The following is a 21,408-nucleotide window of genomic DNA, read 5'->3' on the forward strand; positions in this document are numbered from 1 at the left end:
ACTGGGGGCGTGCGGTCGCGGATGGTGCAAACGAACGGCGTCTCGCTGCGGGTGACCGAGGCCGGTGAGCCGGGCGCGCCTGTGGTGGTGCTCTGCCACGGCTTCCCCGAGCTGGCGTTTTCCTGGCGCCACCAGGTTCGGGCTCTCGCCGAGGCGGGCTATCACGTACTGGCCCCTGATCAGCGCGGCTACGGCGGCTCCGACACCCCGGCTTCCGTTGACGCCTACGACGTCGTCGAGCTCAGCGCGGACGTGATCGGCCTGCTCGACGACGTCGGAGCGGAGCAGGCGGTACTGGTCGGCCACGATTTCGGCGCCGTCGTCGCCTGGACCGCCCCGCTGCTGCACCCCGGGCGCTTCAGCGCGGTCGCCGGGTTGAGCCTGCCGCCGGTGCCCCGCCCCAAGGTGCCGACCACCCAGGCGTTCCGGCGGATCTTCGGGGACAACTTCTTCTACATCCTGTACTTCCAGACACCGGGCCCCGCCGACGCCGAGCTGGCCGAGGACCCGGCCACCACGCTGCGGCGGTTGTTCGCCACCCCGCCCGCCGGTGACGACGGCGCGGCGCTGCGGATGCTCGCGCCGGGACCCGAGGGGTTCCTGGCCCGCATTCCCGAACCCGGCGGACTTCCCGGCTGGATCAGTGAGCAGGACTTCCAGATCTACGTCGACGAGTTCGGCCGCAACGGATTCACCGGCCCGCTGAACTGGTACCGCTGCTTCGATCGCAACTGGGAGCTGACGGCCGATCCGCCGGCGCCGACGATCGAGGTGCCCGCCCTGTTCCTCGGCGGCACCGCCGATGCCACGCTGTCCTACACCCCGCGGAACCGCGCCCGCGAGGTCGTCACCGGCGCCTACCGCGAAGTGATGATCGACGGAGCCGGCCACTGGCTCACCGAGGAGTGCCCGCACGAAGTCACCCGCGAGCTGCTCCGGTTTCTGGCGGACCCGACGGGTTAGGGTGCCAGTCATGCCGATCGCACCTGGAGCGAAATCAGCCAGGGCCAAGCTCGCGGGCTTGGCCGCCGCCGCAGCTACCACCCTGGCGCTGACCGGGTGTGACGCACAGCCGGGCCCGACGCTGACACCCGATGCCGACACCCGCCAGGTGACCGTCGTGGGCGCCGGGCAGGTCCAGGGCGCGCCGGACACATTGACGGTGAACGCGTCGATGGAGTTCCTGGCCCCCGATGCGACGGCCGCGATGAACCAGACCAACGAGCGCCAGCAAGCGGTGATCGAGGGGCTCGTCGAGCTCGGCATCGACCGCAACGACCTGGCCACGACGCAGGCCGACCTGCAGCCGCAGTACGGTCCGGACGACAACGCGATCGCCGCCTATCGCGCCACCAACTCGATCAACGTGACGATCCGCGACCTCGATCTGGCCTCCGATGCGATCGGCCTGATCGTCAGCACCGGCGGCAATGCCACCCGGATCAATTCGATCAGCTACTCCATCGAGGACGATTCCCAACTGGTGCGTGATGCCCGGGCCCGGGCGTTCGAGGACGCCAAGGACCGCGCCGATCAGTACGCCGAGTTGTCCGGGCTGACCCTCGGCAAGGTCATCTCGATCTCGGAGTCGGGCGGGCCCACGCCGCCGACGCCGATGCAGGCGCCACGAGGAATGATGGAGGCTGCCGTGCCGCTCGAGCCGGGTGAGCAGACCGTCGGCTTCAGCGTGACGGTGATCTGGGAGTTGACCTGACCCACTGCGTCATGCGGGAGTGCCTGCGACTGTGACGACCACGGGGATGCCGTTGAGCACCGCGGTGCCCGAGAGCGGGTCCAGCACCGATCCGTCGTTGAGCTGATTGGCGTTCACCCCGGGGTGCCGGGCCGCCAGCGTCTGCCCGGTGCCGATGCGGTCGTGGCCCCAGCCGTGCGGCAGCGACAGCACGCCGCGACGGATGTCCTCGGTCAGCTCCACGGGCACCACCAGTTCCCCGCCGGGCCCCTTGACCACCGCGGTGTCCGACACTCCCAGGTCGGCGGCGTCGTCGGGGTGCATCCGCAGCGTGCAGGTGTTCGTGCCTCCGGCCAGCGCGGGCAGGTTGTGCATCCAGCTGTTGTTCGAGCGCAGGTGCCGCCGGCCGATCAGCACGTATCCGCCGCCGCGGTGCCCGAGTGAGTCACGCAACCGCGCGGCATCGGCGATCAGCTGTGGCGGTGCCAGCTCGATCAGACCCGACGGGGTGCGCAGCAGGTCCGGCAGCCGCGGCTGCAGCGGCCCCAGGTCGATTCCATGGGGCGCCGATCTGAGCCGCGTCAACGTCAGACCGTCGGGTCGGGCGCCGAACGCGTCGCCGTAGGCGCCGAGCCGAAGCATCATGTCGAGTCGGCGCTCATAGCCGGGGCCGTCGTCGAGCATCGCGGTCAGCTCGTCGACCGCGCGGCCCGCGACGGGCGAGCCCACGTCGGCGGTCTCCTTGGCCAGGGTGGCGGCGATGACCTGTTCGTCGACGATCCGCGGGTCGCCGTCGACGCCGATTCCGTAGAGGACCAACGCGATCCGCGCCAGGATCTCGGCTTCGTCGGGACGGCCCAGTAACGGAAGCGCCGGCGGCGAGTAGCGCGCATTGTTGCGCACCGCGAGGTTGTTCAGCGCGAAGTCGAAGTGTGGGCTGTGCGACGGCGGCGGGGGCGGAAGGATGACGTCGGCGTGGCGGGTGGTCTCGTTGAGATACGGGTCGACGCTCACCATGAACCCGACGCCGGCCAGTGCGCGGTCGAGCCGGTCGCCGTCCGGAGCGGACAGCACCGGATTGCCCGCGACGGTGATCATCGCCTTGATCTGCCCCTCGCCGGCGGTCTCGATCTCTTCGGCCAGCACCGCGACGGGCAGTTCGGAGAGCACCTCGGGCCGGCCGGAGACCCGGCTGTGCCAGCGGCCGGTTCGGAAGCCCCGGCCCGGCCTGGGCCCCCGGGGCGCCGGCGCGACGGGTGACAGCGGAAACATCGCCCCTCCGGGTCGGTCCAGGTTTCCGGTCAAGACGTTGACGACGTCGACCAGCCAGCTGCCCACGGTGCCGAACTCGACGGTCGACGTACCCATCCGGCCGTAGACGGCCGCGGCGGGAGCGGCGGCGATCTCCCGTGCCAGCGTGCGGATCTCGTCGGCCACGAGGCCACAGTGCGCAGCGACGGTCTCCGGCGGGAAATCGCGGGCGAGTTCCCGGACCTCGTCCACCCCGGCGACGTGGTCGGCGAGAGCGCCCAGCGAGACCAGGTCCTCGTCGAAGAGCACGTGCACGATCGCGAACAGCAGCGCGGCGTCGGTGCCGGGCCGCGGCGCCAGGTGCCGGTCGGCGAGCTCGGCGGTCCGGGTGCGGGCCGGGTCGATGACGACGAGCCTGCCGCCGCGCTTGCGCATCCTGCGCAGCTTGCCGCCGAAGTCGGCGGCGGTGGCCAGGCTGCCGTTGGACACCAGCGGGTTCGCCCCGATGATCACCAGATAGTCGGTACGGTCCAGGTCCGGGACCGTGAACGCGACCGGACTGCCGAACATCAGCCCCAGCGCAACGTGTTTGGGCATCTGGTCCAACGTGCTCGCGGAGTAGACCTGATGGGTTCCCAGGCCGCGGATGATCAGCGGCGGGTACAGCGCGCCGGCGACGGTGTGCGCGTTCGGGTTGCCGAGGTACACCCCCACCGAGCCGCCACCGTGGTCCCGGACCACGCCGCCGAGGCCGGCGGCGACGGCGGCGAACGCCTCGTCCCAGGTGGCTTCGGTCAGCGCGCCGTCCCGCCGTACCAGCGGTGCCCTCAACCGGTCGGGGTCGTTGTCGAGTTCGGCGAAACTGGCGCCCTTGGGACAGATGTAGCCCGCACTGAACACGTCGTCGTGGTCACCTCGCGCACCGACCACCCGGCCGGCGTCGATGGTCAGCGTCAAACCGCAGGTCGCCTCACAGAACGGGCAGATTCGCAGCGCTGTGTCGGTCATCACCGCATTCTGCGCCGCGCTAGTGGTCCTCGTACACCCTGGGGTCGAGAGTGCCGATGTAGGGCAGGTCGCGGTAGCGCTCGGCATAGTCGAGCCCGTATCCGACGACGAATTCGTTCGGGATGTCGAAGCCGACGTACTCGATCGCGACGTCGGCCCGAACAGCCTCGAGCTTGCGTAGCAGCGTGCACACCCGCAGCGACCGCGGGCGTCTGGTCGCCAGGTTGCGCAGCAGCCACGACAGCGTCAGGCCGGAGTCCACGATGTCCTCGACGATCAGCACGTCACGGTCGTTGATGTCGCGATCGAGATCCTTGAGGATGCGCACCACGCCCGACGACGACGTGGACGACCCGTAGGAGCTGACGGCCATGAACTCCAGCTGGGTGGGCACCGGGATTGCCCGGGCCAGATCGGTGACGAACATGACCGCGCCCTTGAGCACGGTGATGAGAAGCAGGTCTCGCCCGTCGGGCCCGGAGGCGGCGTCGCGGTAGTCGGCGCCGATCAACGCGCCGAGTTCAGCGGTCTTGGTCCGGATCTGTTCTTCCGACAGCAACACCGACTTGATGTCCCCGGGGTACAACTCCGCCGTATGCGCAGGCACGCCCACAGAGTAGCCGTGCCGCGCCGCGGCGTCTCACACCGGTTCTCGGTACAACATCAGCACTTCGTCTCGGCGACCGGCGAACAGCCGCGTCCGGGGTGTCGCCCCTGGCACCGCCACCCCGCCCTGACCCCGCCACGCGATCACCAGCGCGTCGACGGCGCGGATCTGGGTGTCGGTCAGCCCGACCGCCCCACCGGCGAGCAGCCAGCCCCTGATGACCCTGCGCCGGACCGCGCCCGGCAGCGGGGTGAGCACGCTGACCGCAAGGCCGCCGTCGCCGATTCCGTCGAGAACGCGGTCCGCCATCGCGTCGAGTGCCTCGGTGTCCTCCCGCAGTGCCGTCGCGGTACGCGCGAGGGCCTCGGCCACGCCGCCGCCGAGGACGTCCTCGAGCAGCGGCAGCACCTCGGTGCGCAGCCGGACCCTGGTGAACCGCCGGTCGACGTTGTGCGGGTCCTGCCACGGCGCCAGCCCCAGCTCCGCGCACGCACGGTGGGTCAGCTCCCGTCGCACCCCGAGAAGCGGCCGGAACCACGGCGGGTCGTGGGACCGCATACCGGCGATCGACCGGGCCCCCGACCCCCGGCCCAACCCGAGCAGCACCGTCTCGGCCTGGTCGTCGAGCGTGTGCGCCAACAGCACCGGCGCACCGGCGCGCGCTTGGTCCAGCGCGCGGTACCGGGCCGACCGGGCCGCGGCCTCGGGCCCGCCCTCACTGCCGACTACAACCGAAAGCACTTGGGCATCAACACATCCCACAGCGAGAGCGTGATCCCGGGCGTCGGCGGCGACGGCGGCGGAGCCGACCTGCAGGCCGTGGTCGACGATCAACGCGGTGGTCGGCATCGCCGTGGCCGCAACGGCCGCCAACGCCAGTGAGTCCGGTCCACCCGACAGCGCCACGCACCATCGGTCGAGGCCTGCGGCATGGTCACGGGCGAAGCGGGTGACCACCGCGCGCAGCTCGGCTACAGCACCCGGTCGATCCATCGCCGTGGCTCATCGATTTCGCTTGGCAGTGGCAGGGTCTCGGCGTCGGTCCAAATCGTGTTGAAGCGCCGCATGCCCACCGTGGACACCACCTCGTCGACGAAGGCCTTGCCCCTGGTGTATTGGTTCATCTTCGCATCGATTCCCAGCAGCGCCCTCATCAACCGCTGCAGCGGCGGCTGCTTGCGCTGCCTGCGATCGTCGAACCGGCGCCTGATCGTGGCGACCGTCGGCACCACCGCGGGCCCGACGGCATCCATGACGTGTTCGGCATGACCCTCCAGCAGCGTCCCCAGCACCAGTAGCCGGTCGAGTGCCTTCTGCTGCGGCTCGGACTGCACCGCGCGGAGCAGGCCCAGAATGCCGCCCGAATTGGATTGCGAATCATCGGATTTCGAGCCTGCGCGACGGTCGCGAAGATACCCGGCCAGCCGGCCGACGACCTGGGTGACATCCTCGCCGGCGTCCTCGGTCAGCACAGCGAGGGCGCCCGTCATGTGATCGGCCAACCAGGGATTGGCCCGGAACTGCACCCGGTGGGTGACCTCGTGCAGACACACCCACATCCGGAAGTCCGCAGGCTTCACCCGGAGTTGGCGCTCGACGGCGATCACGTTGGGATACACCAGCAGCAGTTCGCCGCCGCGGCCTTCCGAGTCGCCGGCGAACGGATCGAACTGGCCGAGAATGCCTGAGGACACGAACGCCAGCACCGCCCCGGTCTGGGCGCCGGCGATGCGGCCGGTGATCGCCGGCGGCTTACCCGACGCATCGCGCTCGTCGCCGCCCCCGGTCATCGCCCGCATCGAGTGTGCCGCGGCACGAATCCACTGGGGCCGGTCGACGATTCGGGCCTCCGGGATCTCACCGCCCTCGATCAGACCGGTCACCTCGCGCACCGGGAGTTCGGACAGCCGCGCCGATTCGGTGAGCTGTTCGACCGCCTGCCTGCGCGTGTAGTCGGTGGCCGCGGGTTCCGGGCGCGCCAGCTTGCCCCCGAGCGTGGCGGCCAGGTTCCAGTCGACGGCCCGTCCGACGGCGAACCCGGACCTGCCCGACGGGCTCATGTGTGGCATCCGCAGGAGCGCAGCGCCGCCGCGAAGGCGTCGAGCGCGGTGCGGCCGGTCGGACCGGCGTCGTTGGACAGCAGCGCGAAGGTCAGCACCCGCCCACTCTCGTCGGTGACGATTCCGGCCAGCGAGTTGGTCCCGGTCAGCGAACCGGTCTTGGCGCGCAGATACCCCGCGGCCTCCCGGCCCTCCTCGGTGTCGAGATAGCGGTTGGACAGCGTGCCGCTGCCTCCGGCGATCGGCAGCAGGTCGACCAACGGCCGCAGGGTCGGCTCGGTGTCCCCGGCCGCCACGTTGATCACCTCGTCGAGAGTGCTCGCGGTCAACCTGTCGTCGACGGACAGACCGCTCGAGTCGAACAGCCGGGCGCCGGTGGTGTTGATGCCGGCGTCCTCCAGCGTGCCGATCACCGCGCGAGCGGCCCCGTCGAAACTCTGGGGCCGGTTCAACGCGGCGGCGACCTCGCGCCCGATCGACTCCGCCATGACGTTGTCCGACTGGTTCACCATGTCGCGCAACCGGTGCATCAGCGGCGGCGACTGAACCGAGGCGATCTCGGTTCCCCGCGCCGCCGTGGACCGCACCGTGACCTTGGCCGGGTCGATGCGCAGCGCCACGGCCAGCGCACGGCCAGCGTCCAGCGCGGGGGTCTTGGACCGCCGCGATTCCACGCTCACCGGCTGGGTCCGTCCGGCGTCGAGCATCACCGACTCGATTGGCGCGATGTCGCCGCCGTCGATGTCCAGCGGGTCCCAGCCGGTCGCCATCGTCGGACCGCTGTAGGCGCTGACATCGACCTCCACGGCGGTGGCGGCGGTGCCGCTGCGGCGCACCTGATCGGCCAGATCGACGATGCGCGCCGCATCCCGGTACCAGGTGTCCTCGCCGCGCGGCGCAGCCGACAGTGTCTGGTCCCCACCGCCGACCAGCACCACCACCCCGCGCCGGTCCCCTGCGAGCACCCGCGTGGTCAGCCGGTCGTCGCGGTTCAGCGTCAGCAGCGCCGCCGCGGCGGTCAGGAGCTTGTTCGCCGACGCGGGTTGCATCGGCACATCGGCGCCCTGCTCCCACAACTGCCTGCCGGTCAGCGCGTCGGTGATGCGGCCGGTGAACCTGCCCAGGTTCGGGTCGGCCAGCGCCGGGGCCAGGGCCGCGGCAAGGCCGTCGGGTGTCGGGACGTGCGCAGATTCGGAGACGGGAACGACTGCCGGCGCAGCGGACGCGGGCGCCGGCGCCGGTTCGGCGGCCTGCTGGTCGGACGTCGGCCGGGTGAGCAGCGCGGCGGCCGCCACCAGCACCGCGACCAGCGCCAGCACCGCCACCCCGACCACCACGTGGGTGGACCGCCGCCACCGAGTGGGACGCATGTTTCTCCTGCTCTCGAACGACTACCCGAGCCACCCCTGTAGTGCAGGGTATCGCTCGTTTACTGTTAACCCGCGTCGTCAGCAGACGGCCCTTGATCCGACCCTGATCTGAAGGAGTCCCCACCGTGCAGTTCGACGTCCTCATCGAGATCCAGAAGGGGTCGCGCAACAAGTATGAGGTGGACCATGACAGCGGCAAGGTGAAGCTGGACCGCTATCTGTTCACGGCGATGGGTTACCCGACGGACTACGGCTACATCGAGGACACCCTCGGTGAGGACGGGGATCCGCTCGACGCGCTGGTATTGCTCCCCGAGCCGGTGTTCCCGGGCTGCATCGTCGAGGCCCGCCCCGTCGGCATGTTCCGGATGACCGACGAGAAGGGCGGCGACGACAAGGTGCTCTGCGTGCTCGCCGATCCCCGGTGGGACCACATCACCGACATCGGCGACGTCTCGGAGTTCGAGCTGGACGCCATCAAACACTTCTTCGTGCACTACAAGGACCTCGAGCCGGGCAAGTTCGTCAAGGCAGCCGACTGGGTGGGTCGCGAAGAGGCCGAGGCCGAGGTCAACCGCTCCATCGAGAGGTTCAAGGCCGAAGGTCACTGACCGGCCCGTGCGAGACCGATGTCACTGCGGGATTTTGCGTGGCCGTAACACGGCGTAACGCAGCCGTCCCTTCGGCCTTCGATCATGGCCTTGTGCTGTTGCATCAGGGACTCGGGCTGGACGCCTTCAACGCGATGCCATTGCGTCGCGCCGTCCACGCCGTCTACGAGTGCTGCTACAGCGTCCCGCTGGCCGCCGACCTGGCACGCTCACGTCCCTTCGACAGCTACGACCAGCTGTACCGCTGTGCCGACTCGCTGCTGTTCGGGCTCAGCGAGGAGTCCATCGACTCCATCCTGGAGGCCTACCCGGACGTCGGCCGGCGGCCGGGCAGCGAGAAGTCCCAGGCCGAACAGTGCGCCATCACCGACGAACGCCCCGAGATGATGGCCGAGCTGGCAGCGGCGTCGAAGTCCTACCTGCGGCACTTCGGCTTCGGGTTCGTGATGTTCATCAACGGCTACCGCGCCGAAGACGTGCTCGCCGCGCTGCGCGACCGGTTGCACAACGACCACGACACCGAGCGCAAGGTGGTCCGAAACGAGCTGGCCCGGATCAACCGCACCCGGCTGGAGCGGATGCTCGGTCCCGAAGGCGGCTACGACAACTGGTGAGAACCGGCGTCCAGCCCTCCAATAGGGTCGGAGAGTGAGCAGTTCGCCGACCAGAACTCCGGGTCACTCCCATTTCCTGTCGCTGCCCGACCTCGCCGCGAGGTCCGCCGGTGGGGCGGTGCTGTGGGCCAACGACGACGTGTTCGCCGAGAAGGAGAACCTGATCAAGCCGGGCCCGGCCGAGCACCGGCCGGCGACCTTCGGCCACAAGGGGCAGGTCTACGACGGTTGGGAGACCCGCAGGCGCCGCGGCGCCACCGCCGATTCGCACGATTCTGTGATCGTCCGTCTCGGGGTGCCCGGCATCATCCGCGGGGTCGTGGTGGACACGGCGTGGTTCACCGGAAACTATCCGCCCGAGGTCGCGGTCGAGGCCGCGTTCGTGGACGGGTATCCGACCGCGCAGGAGCTGGCCGAGAAAGTCGAGTGGACGACGATCGTGGCGCGTCACCCTGTCAACGGGGACACCCGCAACCCGTGCGCAGTCGACTCGCCGAAGCGCTGGACCCATGTGCGGTTGTGCATCTATCCCGACGGCGGGGTCGCCCGCCTGCGGGTGCACGGCGAAGGGCTGCTGGACCCCCGCTTCACCGAGCTCCCACTGGACCTGGCGGCGCTGGACAACGGCGGCCGGATCACCGGTTGCTCCAACATGTTCTACAGCTCCCCCAACAATCTGTTGCTGCCCGGCGCGGCCAGGACCATGGGTGAGGGCTGGGAGACCTCCCGGCGGCGTGACAGCGGCAACGACTGGGTGCAGGTGCGTCTGGCCGGCCAGGGCGTGCTCACCGCGGCCGAACTGGACACGTCGTACTTCATCGGCAACGCCCCGGGTTCCGCCCGGTTGCAGGGCCGCGACGGAGACGGGGAGTGGTTCGACCTGCTGCCGCAGACCCAACTGCAGCCCGACACCAGGCACCGCTTCCTTGTCGACTCCGACCGCGCCGTCACCGACGCCCGGCTGGACATCTACCCCGACGGCGGGATGGCGCGGCTGCGGCTGTTCGGGCGGCTGACCCCGGAGGGGCTGCGGCGGGTCAACGAGCGCTGGGACGCCGCAGCCTAGCCCTTCCCTCAGCGCGAGGGATCGTCCTGCGGATCGGTGGTCAGGTCGGCCGGCTGCACCTTCGTCGGGGCCCCGTTCTTGCGGACATCGTGCACCCGGGTCTTGTACAGGCTCGCCGCGGTGGTGATCAGAAGCGTGACGATGATCACGCCCAGGCTGGCCAGCGTCGGGATCTCCGGCACCGGCACGGGCTCGCCACCGTTGATGAACGGGAGCTCGTTCTCGTGCAGCGCGTGCAGCAGCAGTTTCACGCCGATGAAGCCGAGGATGAACGCCAGCCCCTGCGACAGGTACACCAGCCGCTTGAGCAGGTCACCCAACAGGAAGTACAGCTGCCGCAGGCCCATCAGCGCGAACACGTTGGCGGTGAACACCAGGTAGGGCTCGCGGGTCAGACCGTAGATCGCCGGAATGGAGTCCAGCGCGAACAGCAGATCGGTGGTGCCCAGCGCGACGATGACCAGGAACATCGGCGTCATCACGCGACTTCCGTTTTCCTTGACCCACAGCTTCAGGCCGTCCCACTGGTCGGTGAACTTCAAGTGCCGCTGAGCGAACCGGACCACGGAGTTGTCGGCGTCGTCGTCGTGCTCGGTGTCCCGGACGAGCTTGATGGCGGTGTACACCAGGAACGCGCCGAAGAGGTAGAACACCCAGGAGAACTGGTTGATCGCCAGGGCGCCGAGCGCGATGAAGATGCCACGGAATATCAGCGCCAGGATGATCCCGACGAGCAGCGCCTGCTGCTGGTAGATCCGCGGCACCTTGAAGCTGGCCATGATGATCAGGAAGATGAACAGGTTGTCCACCGACAGGCTGTACTCGGTGAGCCACCCGGCGAAGAACTCGAGCCCGTACTGGCTGCCGTGGAAGAACCACGTCCACAGGCCGAAGGCGATCGCCAGGCCGATGTAGAAGGTCAGCGCGGTCCCGGTCTCCCGCCGTGACGGCTCGTGGGGCCTACGCCCGAAGATCAGCACATCGACCAGCAGAATGCCGATCGTCACAGCGAGGGTGATGCCCCACTCGAGTCCAGATACGTTCATCAAACCTCCGGTCGTCAGACAACGCCGGAGGTCTCTTCCACCCGCGCCGACGTGAGCGTCACTGGCGGGCCCGCGGCACCGGTCGTCCGAGGGCGGGCGACGAGATGACGACACTGCGGCGAAGGAATACTCCCCTCCAAATCGATGATTCTGCCAGCCGACTCCCCGACACGCGAAATGAGGAGCGGCCCGACGGCGCGAAGCCACCCCGGACGCTTAGTAGTTTGTACCCGTGACAGCACCGGATCCAACCCCCGAGATCCCTTCTCAATTCGTGCTGTCGGAATCCGCCGCGGAACCGCGCACGCTGATCGACATCCTGTACGACACCGCTGCCCGTCATCCCGACGCCACCGCGCTCGACGACGGCGCCATCCAGCTCACCTACGCCGAGCTGATCACCGATGTGGAGGACAGCGTCGCGTGGCTCGCGGCGCGCGGCATCGGCCGCGGTGACCGCATCGGCATCCGGATGCCGTCGGGCAGCTACGCGCTCTACGTCGCCATCCTCGCGACGCTGGCGACCGGCGCGGCCTACGTTCCGGTCGACGCGGACGACCCGGTCGAGCGCGCCGAGTTGGTGTTCACCGAAGCCGGCGTCGTCGCCGTGATCACCGAGAAGGGGCTGGTGCGCGGACCCGGTTCGTCACGGGGTTGGCGCGCGGCCGCGCCGCTGAGCCGCGACGACGCGTGGATCATCTTCACCTCCGGCTCCACCGGCACCCCGAAGGGTGTCGCCGTGACCCACCGCAACGCCGCCGCGTTCGTCGATGCCGAAGCCCGGATGTTCTTGCAGGACAACCCGATCGGTCCCGGCGATCGAGTGCTCGCGGGGCTGTCGGTGGCGTTCGACGCGTCCTGCGAGGAGATGTGGCTGGCGTGGCGGCACGGCGCGTGCCTGGTGCCGGCGCCCCGGTCGCTGGTGCGCAGCGGGATGGACCTGGGGCCCTGGCTGGTGTCTCGGGACATCACCGTCGTCTCCACCGTCCCCACCCTGGCGTCGCTGTGGCCCGCCGAGGCGCTGGAGTCGGTGCGGCTGCTGATCTTCGGCGGCGAAGCCTGCCCCCCGGAACTGGTCGAACGGCTGGCCGCCGGTCCTGATTCCGTCGGCCGTGAGGTGTGGAACACCTACGGGCCCACCGAGGCCACGGTCGTCGCGTGCGCGGCCCGGCTCGACGGCACCGGCGGCGGGGTGAGCATCGGCCTGCCGCTGCCCGGGTGGGATCTGGCGGTCGTCGACAAGGACGGTGCGCCGGTGCCCATCGGCGAGGTCGGTGAGCTCGTCATCGGCGGAGTCGGACTGGCACGCTACCTCGACCCGGAGAAGGACGCCGAGAAGTACGCCCCTCTGCCTTATCCAAGCCCGATCTCGCACTGGAGCCGGGCCTACCGCAGCGGTGACCTGGTGCGGCTGGAATCCGACGGGCTGTACTTCGTGGGACGCGCGGACGACCAGGTCAAGGTCGGCGGTCGGCGCATCGAGCTCGGTGAGGTGGACACCGCGCTGGTGAACCTGCCCGGTGTCAGCGGCGCTGCCGCGGCGGTGCGCAAGACCGCGAGCGGCACCCCGCTGCTGGTGGGTTACCTCGTCGTCGCGCCGGGCGCCGAACAGGCCTTCGACGTCGTCGACGCCCGCGCCCGGCTGTCCGAGGCGCTGCCCGCAGCGCTGGTGCCCCGGCTGGTCGTCGTCGCCGAACTGCCCACCCGCACGTCGGGAAAAGTCGACCGCGACGCCCTTCCGTGGCCGGTCGGCTCGGCAACCGACGACGACGCCCCCGAGCTGGGCGGCACCCTCGGCTGGCTCGCCGGACTGTGGCGTGACGTGCTGGCCGCGCCGGTGGACGGGCCGGAAGCGGACTTCTTCGCCCTCGGCGGCGGGTCGCTGTCGGCGGCCCAGCTGATCGCCGCGCTGCGGCAGCGCTACCCGCAGGTGACCGTTGCCGAGCTCTACGACCATCCCCGGCTGGGGTCACTGGCGGGATACCTGGATGAACTCGCGCCACCGCCCGCGGTGGTGACCCGTGACGTGAAGCCGGTGCCCCGACTGACCCAGGCGCTGCAGATCGCCGCGACCGTGCCGCTGGCGACGCTGGCCGGCATGCAGTGGGTGGTCTGGCTCGCGCTGGCCAACAACATCGCCGCCGCACTGTCGCTGGTGCCGTGGGTCAGGCCGATCGACTGGTGGTGGATCGTGGCCGGCTTCCTGCTGTTCATCACCCCGTTGGGGCGGATGGGCATCGCCGTGTTCGGGGCGCGGGTCCTGATCGGCGACCTCGCGCCGGGCACCTACCGTCGCGGCGGGTCGGTGCACCTGCGGGTGTGGCTGGCCGAGCGGCTGGCCGAGGCCAGCGGCGCGGAGAACATGGCCGGTGCGCCGTGGCTGGTGTACTACGCACGCGCGCTGGGCAACTCGGTCGGCAATGGGGTGGACCTGCACTCGGCGCCGCCGGTGACCGGGATGCTGACGCTCGGCCACCGGTGTTCCATCGAACCCGAGGTCGACCTGAGCGGCCACTGGATCGACGGCGACCTGTTCCATGTCGGCCCCGTCGCCGTCGGCAACGACGCGACGGTGGGCGCCAGAACCACGTTGCTCCCCGGCGCGGTGGTCGGTAAGAACGCCGACGTGGCGCCCGGCTCCGCCGTCGTCGGGAAGGTGAAGAACAGGCAGTACTGGAAGGGTTCGCCGGCGGTCAAGTCCGGGAAGGCCAAGCATCCGTGGCCGGATCACCGGCCGCCCAGCGCGCCGATGTGGGTCGCGATGTACGGCGCCACGTCGGTGCTGCTGGGTGCGCTTCCGCTGGCTGCGCTGGCGGTGGGGCTCGCCGTGATCGGCTGGGGGCTTCGCGGTACGGCGTCGGTGAGCGCGGCGGTGCTCCCGGCGATGGTGTGGACCGTGCCGGCGACGCTGGCCGCGCTGCTGACCTACGCGGCGCTGACGGTGGTGGGGGTGCGACTGCTCGCTCTCGGCCTCAACGAGGGCTACCACCCCGTCCGCAGCCGCTCGGGCTGGCAGCTGTGGGCCACCGAACGGCTGATGGACGCCGCCCGCAATCACCTCTTCCCGATCTACGCCAGCCTGCTCACCCCCTGGTGGCTACGGCTGCTCGGCGCGAAGGTCGGCCGCGGCACCGAGATCTCCACCGCGTTGCTGATCCCCAAGTTCACCGTCATCGAGGACGGCGCGTTCCTCGCCGACGACACCATGGTCGCGTCCTACGAACTGGGCGGCGGCTGGATCCACGTCGCCCGGGCCACCATCGGCAAGCGGGCGTTCCTGGGGAACTCGGGTATCACCCAGCCCGGCCGGCGGGTACCCGACGACGGGCTGGTCGCGGTGCTGTCAGCGGCCCCGCACAAGGCCAAGGCGGGCTCGTCGTGGCTGGGCAGCCCGCCGGTTCGGCTGCGCCGCCGGCCCACAGCCGCCGACGTGCTGCGGACGTTCCATCCGTCCGCGCGGCTGAAGGCGCTGCGCGCCATGGTCGAGACGTTCCGGCTGGTCCCCGTGGTCGTCACCTTCGCCATCGGGGTGGCCGTGCTGCTGTCCGCGCAGGCCGTGGTGCTGACCGCCGGCTGGGTGTGGGCCGCACTGGCCACCGGGCTGATCCTGCTGGCCGCCGGGGCGGTGGCCGGCGGCATCGCGGTGGCTGCCAAATGGCTTGTGGTGGGCAGGATCACAGCGATCGAACATCCGTTGTGGTCGTCGTTCGTGTGGCGCAATGAGGTGTCGGACACCTTCGTAGAAACGGTGGCGGCACCCTGGTTCGCCCGTGCAGCAGCGGGTACACCGGTGATGAATCTGTGGCTGCGGGCGCTGGGCGCGAAGATCGGACGGGGGGTGTGGTGTGAAAGCTACTGGCTCCCCGAGGCCGACCTGGTGACACTCGAGGACGGGGCCACCGTCAACCGTGGCTGCGTGGTGCAGACCCATCTGTTCCACGACCGCATCATGCGGATGGACACCGTCGTGCTCGAGCGCGGCGCGACGCTGGGCCCGCACTGTGTGGCGTTGCCCGCCGCCCGCATCGGATCAGGGGCCACCGTCGGGCCGGCGTCGCTGGTGATGCGCGGCGACGTGGTTCCGCCGTCAACCCGCTGGCAGGGCAATCCGATCGCGTCCTGGAACCCGTCGCGCAAGAAGGGCGACTCGTCGAGTCCCAAACCCAAGAAGCCGGCGGCCGCGTGAGCGGACGCAAGCGGGTCGCCAAGAAGAACGGGACCCCGGTCATCGACCCGTACCTGCCCGGCTCCGGGAACTTCGGCTACCGGGTGTCGCGCTACGAGCTCGAACTCGAGTACAAGGTCGCGATCAACCGGCTCGCGGGAGCGGCCACCATCACCGCCGTCACGCTGGCCGAGCTCGCGACGTTCACCCTCGACCTGTCGGATGCGCTCGCGGTGTCCAAGGTGACGGTGAACGGCAGGCGACCCTCGCAGTTCCGCACCCAGGCGGGCAAACTGCACGTCACCCTGGCCGAGCGGCTACCCGCCGGTGCGGCGATGACGATCGCAGTGCGCTACGGAGGCACCCCGCGCCCGATCCGATCCCATTGGGGCGAAGTCGGTTTCGAGGAACTGACCGAAGGCGCGCTGGTCGCGGGGCAACCCAACGGCGCGGCGTCGTGGTTCCCCTGCGACGACCACCCCAGCGCCAAGGCCAGCTTCCGGGTCCAGATCAGCACGGAGAGCAATTATTTCGCGATCGCCAACGGAAAGCCGCTGTCCCGGCGGGCCCGCGCCGGGATGACCACATGGAGCTACGAGCAGGCCGAGCCCACCTCGACCTATCTGGTCACGCTGCAGATCGGCGCGTACAGCAGGCAGCGGATATCGAAGAACGGCGTCGAGATCTTCGCGGTTCTCCCCGACCGGTTGCGCACGAACTTCGACACCGACTTCGGCCGCCAGTCGCAGATGATGAAGCTGTTCGTCAAGCTCTTCGGACCCTATCCCCTGGCGAGCGGATACACCGTCGTGGTGACCGACGATGATCTCGAGATACCTCTCGAGGCGCAGGGAATCTCCATCTTCGGCGCCAACCACTGTGACGGGCAGCGGAATTCGGAGCGGCTGATCGCGCACGAACTGGCACATCAGTGGTTCGGGAACTCCGTCACCGTGCAGCGCTGGCGCCACATCTGGCTACACGAGGGCTTCGCCTGCTACGCGGAGTGGCTGTGGTCCGAACACTGCGGAGAACGCAGCGCAGACGAGCACGCCCGGCACTACCACCAGAAGTTGCTCAACTCGGCGCAGGACCTGGTCCTCGCCGACCCGGGTCCGCGCGACATGTTCGACGACCGGGTGTACAAGCGCGGCGCGCTCACCCTGCATGCCCTGCGCAAGCAGATCGGTGACGCCGACTTCTTTGCATTGCTGAAGGATTGGACGAGCCGCCACCGGCACGGCAGCGTGGTGACCGACGACTTCACCGACCTGGCGGCCCGCTACAGCGACGATTCGTTGCGCGCGCTGTGGGCCGCGTGGCTGTACTCGCCGAAGGTGCCACCGCTGGACGGGTGGATGTGACAGACGCGGCGGCGGCGCCCTCCGGCGCGGTGACCCGCAGCAGCGTGGTCCGCGTCGGCGCGGCGACGGCGCTCACCGCGCTGTGTGGATACGCGGTGCTCTACCTGGCCGCGCGGGATCTCGAGCCGGCGGGGTTCTCCGTCTTCGGCGTGTTCTGGGGCGCGTTCGGCCTGGTCAGCGGCGCGGCCTTCGGACTGCTGCAGGAGACCACCCGGGAGATCCGGTCCGCCGCCTCTGCCGATCCGGCCGCGGCGCGCACCCACCCGTTGCGGATCGGGGCGGGCGTCGGGGTCACCGCCGCGGTGTTGATCGCCGCCAGCGCGCCGCTGTGGTCACAGCACGTCTTCGTCGAGGACCGGGTGCTCAGCGTCGTTCTGCTGTGCGGTGGGCTGGCCGGGTTCTGTCTGCACACCACGCTGCTCGGCGCGCTCGCCGGGGCGGACCGGTGGTCGCAGTACGGCGCCCTGATGGTCACCGACGCCGTGCTGCGGGTCGCGGTGGCGGTGGCCACCTTCGCGGTGGGCTGGGGGCTCGGCGGGTATCTGTGGGCGACGGTCGCCGGTGCGATCGCGTGGCTGCTGTTGCTCGTCACCTCGCCGACGACCAGGGCGGCCGCCCGACTGCTCACCTCGGTCGACACCGTGACGTTCCTGCGCGGTACCGGGCACTCGATCGCCGCCGCCGGCGCCAGCGCGGTTCTGGTGATGGGCTTTCCGGTGCTGTTGAAGGCCACCTCAGGTGACGACCTCGGCGCGACGGGCGGCGTGGTGATCCTCGCGGTGACGTTGACGCGGGCGCCGCTGCTGGTGCCGCTGACGGCCATGCAGGGCAACCTGATCGCGCATTTCGTCGACCAGCGCACCCACCGGCTCAAGGCGCTGGCGGCGCCCGCCGCGCTGGTCGGTGGGCTGGGTGCGGTCGGGATCGCGCTCGCGGCGGCGTTCGGGCCCTGGCTGCTGCGGGAAGGCTTCGGCGACGAGTACCTCGCCGACGGCGCGCTGCTGGCCTGGTTCACGGCTGCTGCGGTGGCGATCGCGCTGCTCACACTGACCGGCGCGGCGACAGTCGCCGCCGCGTTGCACCGGGCGTATGCGGTCGGCTGGCTGAGCGCCACGGTGGCCTCCACGCTGCTGTTGCTGCTGCCGCTGGAACTGGAGCTGCGCACGGTGATCGCCCTGCTGTGCGGGCCACTGCTGGGGATGGCGGTGCACCTGGGCGCGCTCGCCCGCCTGCACACCGCCGGGTAGCGGCCGAATACGCTGCCCGCAGGGCGGCGACCGAGAGCAGAGGAGACGACATGGGCTGGCTGGTGACCGGCGGCGCTGGGTACATCGGTTCCCACGTGGTCCGCGCCCTGCTCGACGCCGACCTCCCGGTGGTGGTGATCGACGACCTGTCCACCGGATTCGAGCAGTTCGTCCCGGAGTCGGCCACGTTCATCCGCGGCACCCTGTTGGACCGGGACCTGATCCAGGACGCGCTGCAGCGCTTCGAGGTCCGCGGTGTCATCCACATCGCGGGTTACAAGTACGCGGGCGAGTCGGTCAAACGTCCACTGCACACTTACGAGCAGAACGTGTCGACCACGGTCAACCTGCTGCAGGCGATGGAGTCCGCCGGCGTGGACCGGATCGTGTTCTCGTCGAGCGCCGCCACCTTCGGCACACCCGATGTGCAGATCGTCGACGAGGCCACCCCGACCATTCCCGAATCACCTTACGGGGAAACGAAACTGATCGGTGAATGGCTGCTGCGCGACGCCGGACGCGCCACCGGCCTGCGGCACACCAGCCTGCGGTACTTCAACGTCGTCGGATCGGGCTCGCAGCAGTTGTTCGACGCCAGCCCGCACAATCTGTTCCCGAAGGTGTTCGACATGCTCTACCGCGGAGCGACGCCGAGCATCAACGGGGCCGACTACCCGACCCCCGACGGCACCTGCGTGCGCGACTACATCCACGTCTGCGACCTGGCCGCGGCTCACGTGGCCGCGGCGCAGCGACTCGACGACGGGCTGGCGGTCGAGCCGGTGTACAACCTGGGCAGCGGCGCGGGCACGTCGGTGCGGGAGATCATGACCGCGGTGCGGACCGTCACCGGCGTCGACTTCGAGCCCCGGATCCTGCCTCGCCGGCCTGGTGACCCGGCCCGGATCGTGGCGGCCGGCGACCTCGCCGCCCGGGACCTGGGCTGGCAGATGCGGCATTCCCTCGAGCAGATGGTCGCCTCGGCGTGGAAGGCCCGCCAGTGCGCCGGAGACGCCTACCCGCGCTCGTGAGGTCCTGGGTCGCCCGCACCGCGCTGGCGTTGATCGCGCTGCACCTGGTCGTTCGGGCCGTACTGGCGTTCGGCGGGTACTTCTACTGGGACGACCTGATCCTGGTCGGCCGCGCCGGCACCCAGAGCCTGCTGTCGCCGGGGTATCTGTTCGACGACCACGACGGCCACGTGATGCCCGGCGCGTTCCTGGTCTCCGGCGCCATCACCCGGCTGTCCCCGCTGAACTGGGTGGGTCCCGCGATCAGCCTGGTGATCCTGGCGACGCTCGCGTCGCTGGCACTGCTGCGGACGCTGCACGTGATCCTGGGCTGGCGCCCGGTGTTGTTGGTGCCCTTGACATTTGCGCTGTTCACACCGTTGGCGGTGCCGGGCTTCGCGTGGTGGGCGGCGGCGTTGAACTCGCTGCCGATGCTGGCCGCGCTGGCCTGGGTGTGCGCGGACGCGGTCCTGCTGATACGCACCGGCAACCGGCGCTATGCGCTCACCGGCGCGCTGGCGTACCTCGGCGGGCTGCTGTTCTTCGAGAAATCGGCGATCATCCCGTTCGTGGCGTTCACCGTCACCGCGCTCTACTGCTATGTCACCGGCAGCGGATCCACCCGGGAGGTCTGGAACCGGGGGGCGCGGCTGTGGACGGCGTGCCTGGCCCTGACCGCCGCCTGGATCGGGGTATATCTGCTGGTGGTCGACCAGCAACGCTGGAGTTTCGACCTGGCGATGACGTGGGATCTGTTGTGGCGGTCGGTCACCCACGGCATCGTGCCGGGTCTGGTCGGCGGGCCGTGGGACTGGCAGCGGTGGGCGCCGGCGTCACCGTGGGCCACCCCGTCGGCGGCGGTGATGATCCTGGGCTGGGCGGCGCTGGCCGGTGTCGTCGCGGTGACTGTGATCCGCAAGCAGCGCCTCGGACCGGTGTGGCTGGCGGCCCTCGGGTACGCGGTGGCCTGCCAGGTGCCGATCTATCTGATGCGGTCGTCGCGTTTCACCGCGCTGGAGTTGGCCCAGACGTTGCGTTACCTGCCCGACCTCGTCGTGGTGTTGGCGCTGCTGGCCGCCGTCGGACTGTGCGCGCCGAACCGCGCCCGGTCGGGATGGCTGGACGCCTCGGCCGTCAGATCGGCCGCGACGGTCGTGTTCGCGGTGGCCTTCGTGGCGAGTTCGCTGTACTCGACTGCGACGTTTCTGACCAGTTGGCGCGACAACCCCGCCCAGCCCTACCTGCAGAACGCGCGGGCCGCGCTGGCGCAGGCGCGTGCGTCCTCGGCTGCGCCGATGCTCGACCAGGAGGTCGACCCGCTGGTGCTGCAACGGGTGGCGTGGCCGGAGAACCTGGTGAGCCACATGTTCGCCCTTCTCGACGACCGGCCCGAGTTCTCCCCCGCCACAACCGAATTACGTATGCTCGACGCCGATGGCCGCCTCGTCGAGGCGAACGTGACCTGGGTGCGCTCGCTGCGCCCGGGGCCGGCACCGCAGTGTGGGTATCTCGTGCAACCCGACTTCCCGGTGCAGATACCGCTGGACGGGCCGCTGCTGCCCGCCGACTGGACCGTCGAGATCAATTACCTGGCCAACAGCGACGGCTCGATGCTGCTGTCGCTGTCACAGGGCGACGAGGTCAAGGTGCCGGTCCGCCCCGGCCTCAACCGCGTGTACGTGCGACTGCCCGGCGCCGGTGACGCCATCACCGTGCGGGCGGTCACCGCGGCGCTGTCGGTGTGTGTGGCCTCGGGACCGGTCGGCTTTGTGACGCCCCGATAGCGGTGAGACGCTGTCCCCATGACCGACATGCGTGCGACGGGTTACCAGGTTTTCCGTGAGTTGCTGCCGGGGGTCCTGCCCGACGACGCCGACAGCATCGGTGACGGCGGGTTCGGTGACGAATTGCTCGAGATCGGCATCGAGAGCGTGTTCGCCCGGCTGTGGGGCCGCGCCGGGCTGAGCCGCCGCGACCGCAGCCTGGTCACCCTGGGGATCCTGATCGCGTTGCGCGCCACCGACGAGCTGCAGTTCCATGTCCAGATCGCCCGCAACAACGGCCTGACCGAGGACGAGATCGCCGAGGTGATCTATCACTCCAGCGGTTACGCCGGGTTCCCGGCGGCCAGCTCTGCGCGCACGGTGGCGCGCGAGGTGCTGCAGGGGAAATGATATCCCTGCTCGGGTGGAGCCGCCTGGGGGAATCGAACCCCCGACCTTCTCATTACGAGTGAGACGCTCTACCGACTGAGCTAAGGCGGCGTGCCGTCGGGCGGCCTGAGTCTACGGCAGGG

Annotated in this window: 17 protein-coding genes and 1 tRNA gene; 11 read left to right on the plus strand and 7 right to left on the minus strand. The window is 69.9% G+C overall.

The annotated features are described in order from the left end of the window. Positions 1–21 precede the first annotated feature (21 nt). Both BEMPMBAN_RS01715 and BEMPMBAN_RS01720 read left to right on the plus strand, forming a co-directional pair. Complete coding sequence (locus BEMPMBAN_RS01715; RefSeq protein WP_200845830.1) at positions 22–963, plus strand: alpha/beta fold hydrolase; 942 nt, start codon at positions 22–24, stop codon at positions 961–963. Positions 964–973: 10 nt separating this feature from the next. Further along, positions 974–1,714 (plus strand): SIMPL domain-containing protein, encoded by a 741-nt coding sequence (locus BEMPMBAN_RS01720; protein WP_159228686.1) that lies wholly within the window; start codon positions 974–976, stop codon positions 1,712–1,714. 9 nt (positions 1,715–1,723) lie between these two features. Here the strand turns inward: BEMPMBAN_RS01720 and BEMPMBAN_RS01725 are convergent, their stop codons facing one another. Genes BEMPMBAN_RS01725 through dacB form a run of 5 tightly spaced genes read right to left on the minus strand, consistent with a single transcriptional unit; the run spans position 1,724 to position 7,989 of the window. Next, on the minus strand, positions 1,724–3,952 hold the full coding sequence (locus tag BEMPMBAN_RS01725) for a molybdopterin-dependent oxidoreductase (protein ID WP_159228687.1): 2,229 nt from the start codon (positions 3,950–3,952) through the stop codon (positions 1,724–1,726). 19 nt (positions 3,953–3,971) lie between these two features. Further along, a complete protein-coding gene (hpt, locus tag BEMPMBAN_RS01730; protein ID WP_159228688.1) occupies positions 3,972–4,565 on the minus strand; it encodes a hypoxanthine phosphoribosyltransferase in 594 nt (197 codons plus the stop codon). 27 nt (positions 4,566–4,592) lie between these two features. Beyond that, entirely contained in the window at positions 4,593–5,552 is a 960-nt protein-coding gene (gene tilS, locus BEMPMBAN_RS01735; protein WP_159228689.1) for a tRNA lysidine(34) synthetase TilS, read from the minus strand. Then, entirely contained in the window at positions 5,531–6,619 is a 1,089-nt protein-coding gene (locus tag BEMPMBAN_RS01740) for an Rv3626c family coenzyme F420 biosynthesis-associated protein (protein ID WP_159228690.1), read from the minus strand. Before BEMPMBAN_RS01740 ends, tilS begins: the two co-directional genes overlap by 22 nt. Continuing rightward, the gene (gene dacB, locus BEMPMBAN_RS01745) at positions 6,616–7,989 is read right to left on the minus strand and encodes a D-alanyl-D-alanine carboxypeptidase/D-alanyl-D-alanine endopeptidase (protein ID WP_159228691.1); all 1,374 of its coding nucleotides are present in this window, start codon (positions 7,987–7,989) and stop codon (positions 6,616–6,618) included. The genes BEMPMBAN_RS01740 and dacB overlap by 4 nt, the downstream gene beginning before the upstream one ends. Before the next feature lie 125 nt (positions 7,990–8,114). Here dacB and BEMPMBAN_RS01750 point away from each other — a divergent pair, with 125 nt between their 5' ends. From BEMPMBAN_RS01750 to alc, 3 genes are all read left to right on the plus strand, one after another. Continuing rightward, positions 8,115–8,600 (plus strand): inorganic diphosphatase, encoded by a 486-nt coding sequence (locus BEMPMBAN_RS01750; protein ID WP_159228692.1) that lies wholly within the window; start codon positions 8,115–8,117, stop codon positions 8,598–8,600. 92 nt (positions 8,601–8,692) lie between these two features. Further along, positions 8,693–9,214: a 2-oxo-4-hydroxy-4-carboxy-5-ureidoimidazoline decarboxylase gene (locus BEMPMBAN_RS01755; protein ID WP_159228693.1), complete on the plus strand. Its 522-nt coding sequence runs from the start codon at positions 8,693–8,695 to the stop codon at positions 9,212–9,214. A 34-nt stretch (positions 9,215–9,248) separates the two neighbouring features. Beyond that, positions 9,249–10,280 (plus strand): allantoicase, encoded by a 1,032-nt coding sequence (gene alc, locus BEMPMBAN_RS01760; RefSeq protein WP_159228694.1) that lies wholly within the window; start codon positions 9,249–9,251, stop codon positions 10,278–10,280. Positions 10,281–10,288: 8 nt separating this feature from the next. Here alc and BEMPMBAN_RS01765 read toward each other — a convergent pair whose 3' ends face one another. Further along, positions 10,289–11,326, minus strand: a complete 1,038-nt coding sequence (locus tag BEMPMBAN_RS01765) for a TerC family protein (protein ID WP_159228695.1) — start codon at positions 11,324–11,326, stop codon at positions 10,289–10,291. Between the two features lie 232 nt (positions 11,327–11,558). On the opposite strand from BEMPMBAN_RS01765, the gene BEMPMBAN_RS01770 reads away from it, so the two are divergent. The 6 genes from BEMPMBAN_RS01770 to BEMPMBAN_RS01795 are packed head-to-tail and all read left to right on the plus strand — an operon-like array spanning position 11,559 to position 21,286. After that, the gene (locus BEMPMBAN_RS01770; RefSeq protein ID WP_159228696.1) at positions 11,559–15,512 is read left to right on the plus strand and encodes a Pls/PosA family non-ribosomal peptide synthetase; all 3,954 of its coding nucleotides are present in this window, start codon (positions 11,559–11,561) and stop codon (positions 15,510–15,512) included. Next, a complete protein-coding gene (locus tag BEMPMBAN_RS01775) occupies positions 15,509–16,855 on the plus strand; it encodes a M1 family metallopeptidase (protein ID WP_159228697.1) in 1,347 nt (448 codons plus the stop codon). The genes BEMPMBAN_RS01770 and BEMPMBAN_RS01775 overlap by 4 nt, the downstream gene beginning before the upstream one ends. After that, on the plus strand, positions 16,852–18,102 hold the full coding sequence (locus BEMPMBAN_RS01780; protein WP_159228817.1) for a hypothetical protein: 1,251 nt from the start codon (positions 16,852–16,854) through the stop codon (positions 18,100–18,102). The genes BEMPMBAN_RS01775 and BEMPMBAN_RS01780 overlap by 4 nt, the downstream gene beginning before the upstream one ends. A 50-nt stretch (positions 18,103–18,152) precedes the next feature. Beyond that, positions 18,153–19,133 (plus strand): UDP-glucose 4-epimerase GalE, encoded by a 981-nt coding sequence (galE, locus tag BEMPMBAN_RS01785; RefSeq protein ID WP_159228698.1) that lies wholly within the window; start codon positions 18,153–18,155, stop codon positions 19,131–19,133. Continuing rightward, positions 19,130–20,896: a hypothetical protein gene (locus BEMPMBAN_RS01790; protein WP_159228699.1), complete on the plus strand. Its 1,767-nt coding sequence runs from the start codon at positions 19,130–19,132 to the stop codon at positions 20,894–20,896. Before galE ends, BEMPMBAN_RS01790 begins: the two co-directional genes overlap by 4 nt. 18 nt (positions 20,897–20,914) lie before the next feature. Continuing rightward, a complete protein-coding gene (locus BEMPMBAN_RS01795; protein ID WP_159228700.1) occupies positions 20,915–21,286 on the plus strand; it encodes a carboxymuconolactone decarboxylase family protein in 372 nt (123 codons plus the stop codon). A gap of 14 nt (positions 21,287–21,300) precedes the next feature. Here BEMPMBAN_RS01795 and BEMPMBAN_RS01800 read toward each other — a convergent pair. Continuing rightward, positions 21,301–21,376 (minus strand) — tRNA-Thr (locus BEMPMBAN_RS01800). Between the last annotated feature and the right edge of the window lie 32 nt (positions 21,377–21,408).

It is taken from the genome of Mycolicibacterium austroafricanum, from assembly GCF_902705885.1.
GTDB lineage: Bacteria > Actinomycetota > Actinomycetes > Mycobacteriales > Mycobacteriaceae > Mycobacterium > Mycobacterium vanbaalenii_A.

Coding starts and splice junctions, on each gene's coding strand:
- BEMPMBAN_RS01725 (WP_159228687.1), bottom strand. CDS start 3,952: ATGACCGACACAGCGCTGCGAATCTGCCCGTTCTGTGAGGCGACCTGC.
- BEMPMBAN_RS01795 (WP_159228700.1), top strand. CDS start 20,915: ATGACCGACATGCGTGCGACGGGTTACCAGGTTTTCCGTGAGTTGCTG.
- dacB (WP_159228691.1), bottom strand. CDS start 7,989: ATGCGTCCCACTCGGTGGCGGCGGTCCACCCACGTGGTGGTCGGGGTG.
- BEMPMBAN_RS01715 (WP_200845830.1), top strand. CDS start 22: ATGGTGCAAACGAACGGCGTCTCGCTGCGGGTGACCGAGGCCGGTGAG.
- tilS (WP_159228689.1), bottom strand. CDS start 5,552: ATGGATCGACCGGGTGCTGTAGCCGAGCTGCGCGCGGTGGTCACCCGC.
- galE (WP_159228698.1), top strand. CDS start 18,153: ATGGGCTGGCTGGTGACCGGCGGCGCTGGGTACATCGGTTCCCACGTG.
- BEMPMBAN_RS01765 (WP_159228695.1), bottom strand. CDS start 11,326: ATGAACGTATCTGGACTCGAGTGGGGCATCACCCTCGCTGTGACGATC.
- BEMPMBAN_RS01740 (WP_159228690.1), bottom strand. CDS start 6,619: ATGAGCCCGTCGGGCAGGTCCGGGTTCGCCGTCGGACGGGCCGTCGAC.
- BEMPMBAN_RS01720 (WP_159228686.1), top strand. CDS start 974: ATGCCGATCGCACCTGGAGCGAAATCAGCCAGGGCCAAGCTCGCGGGC.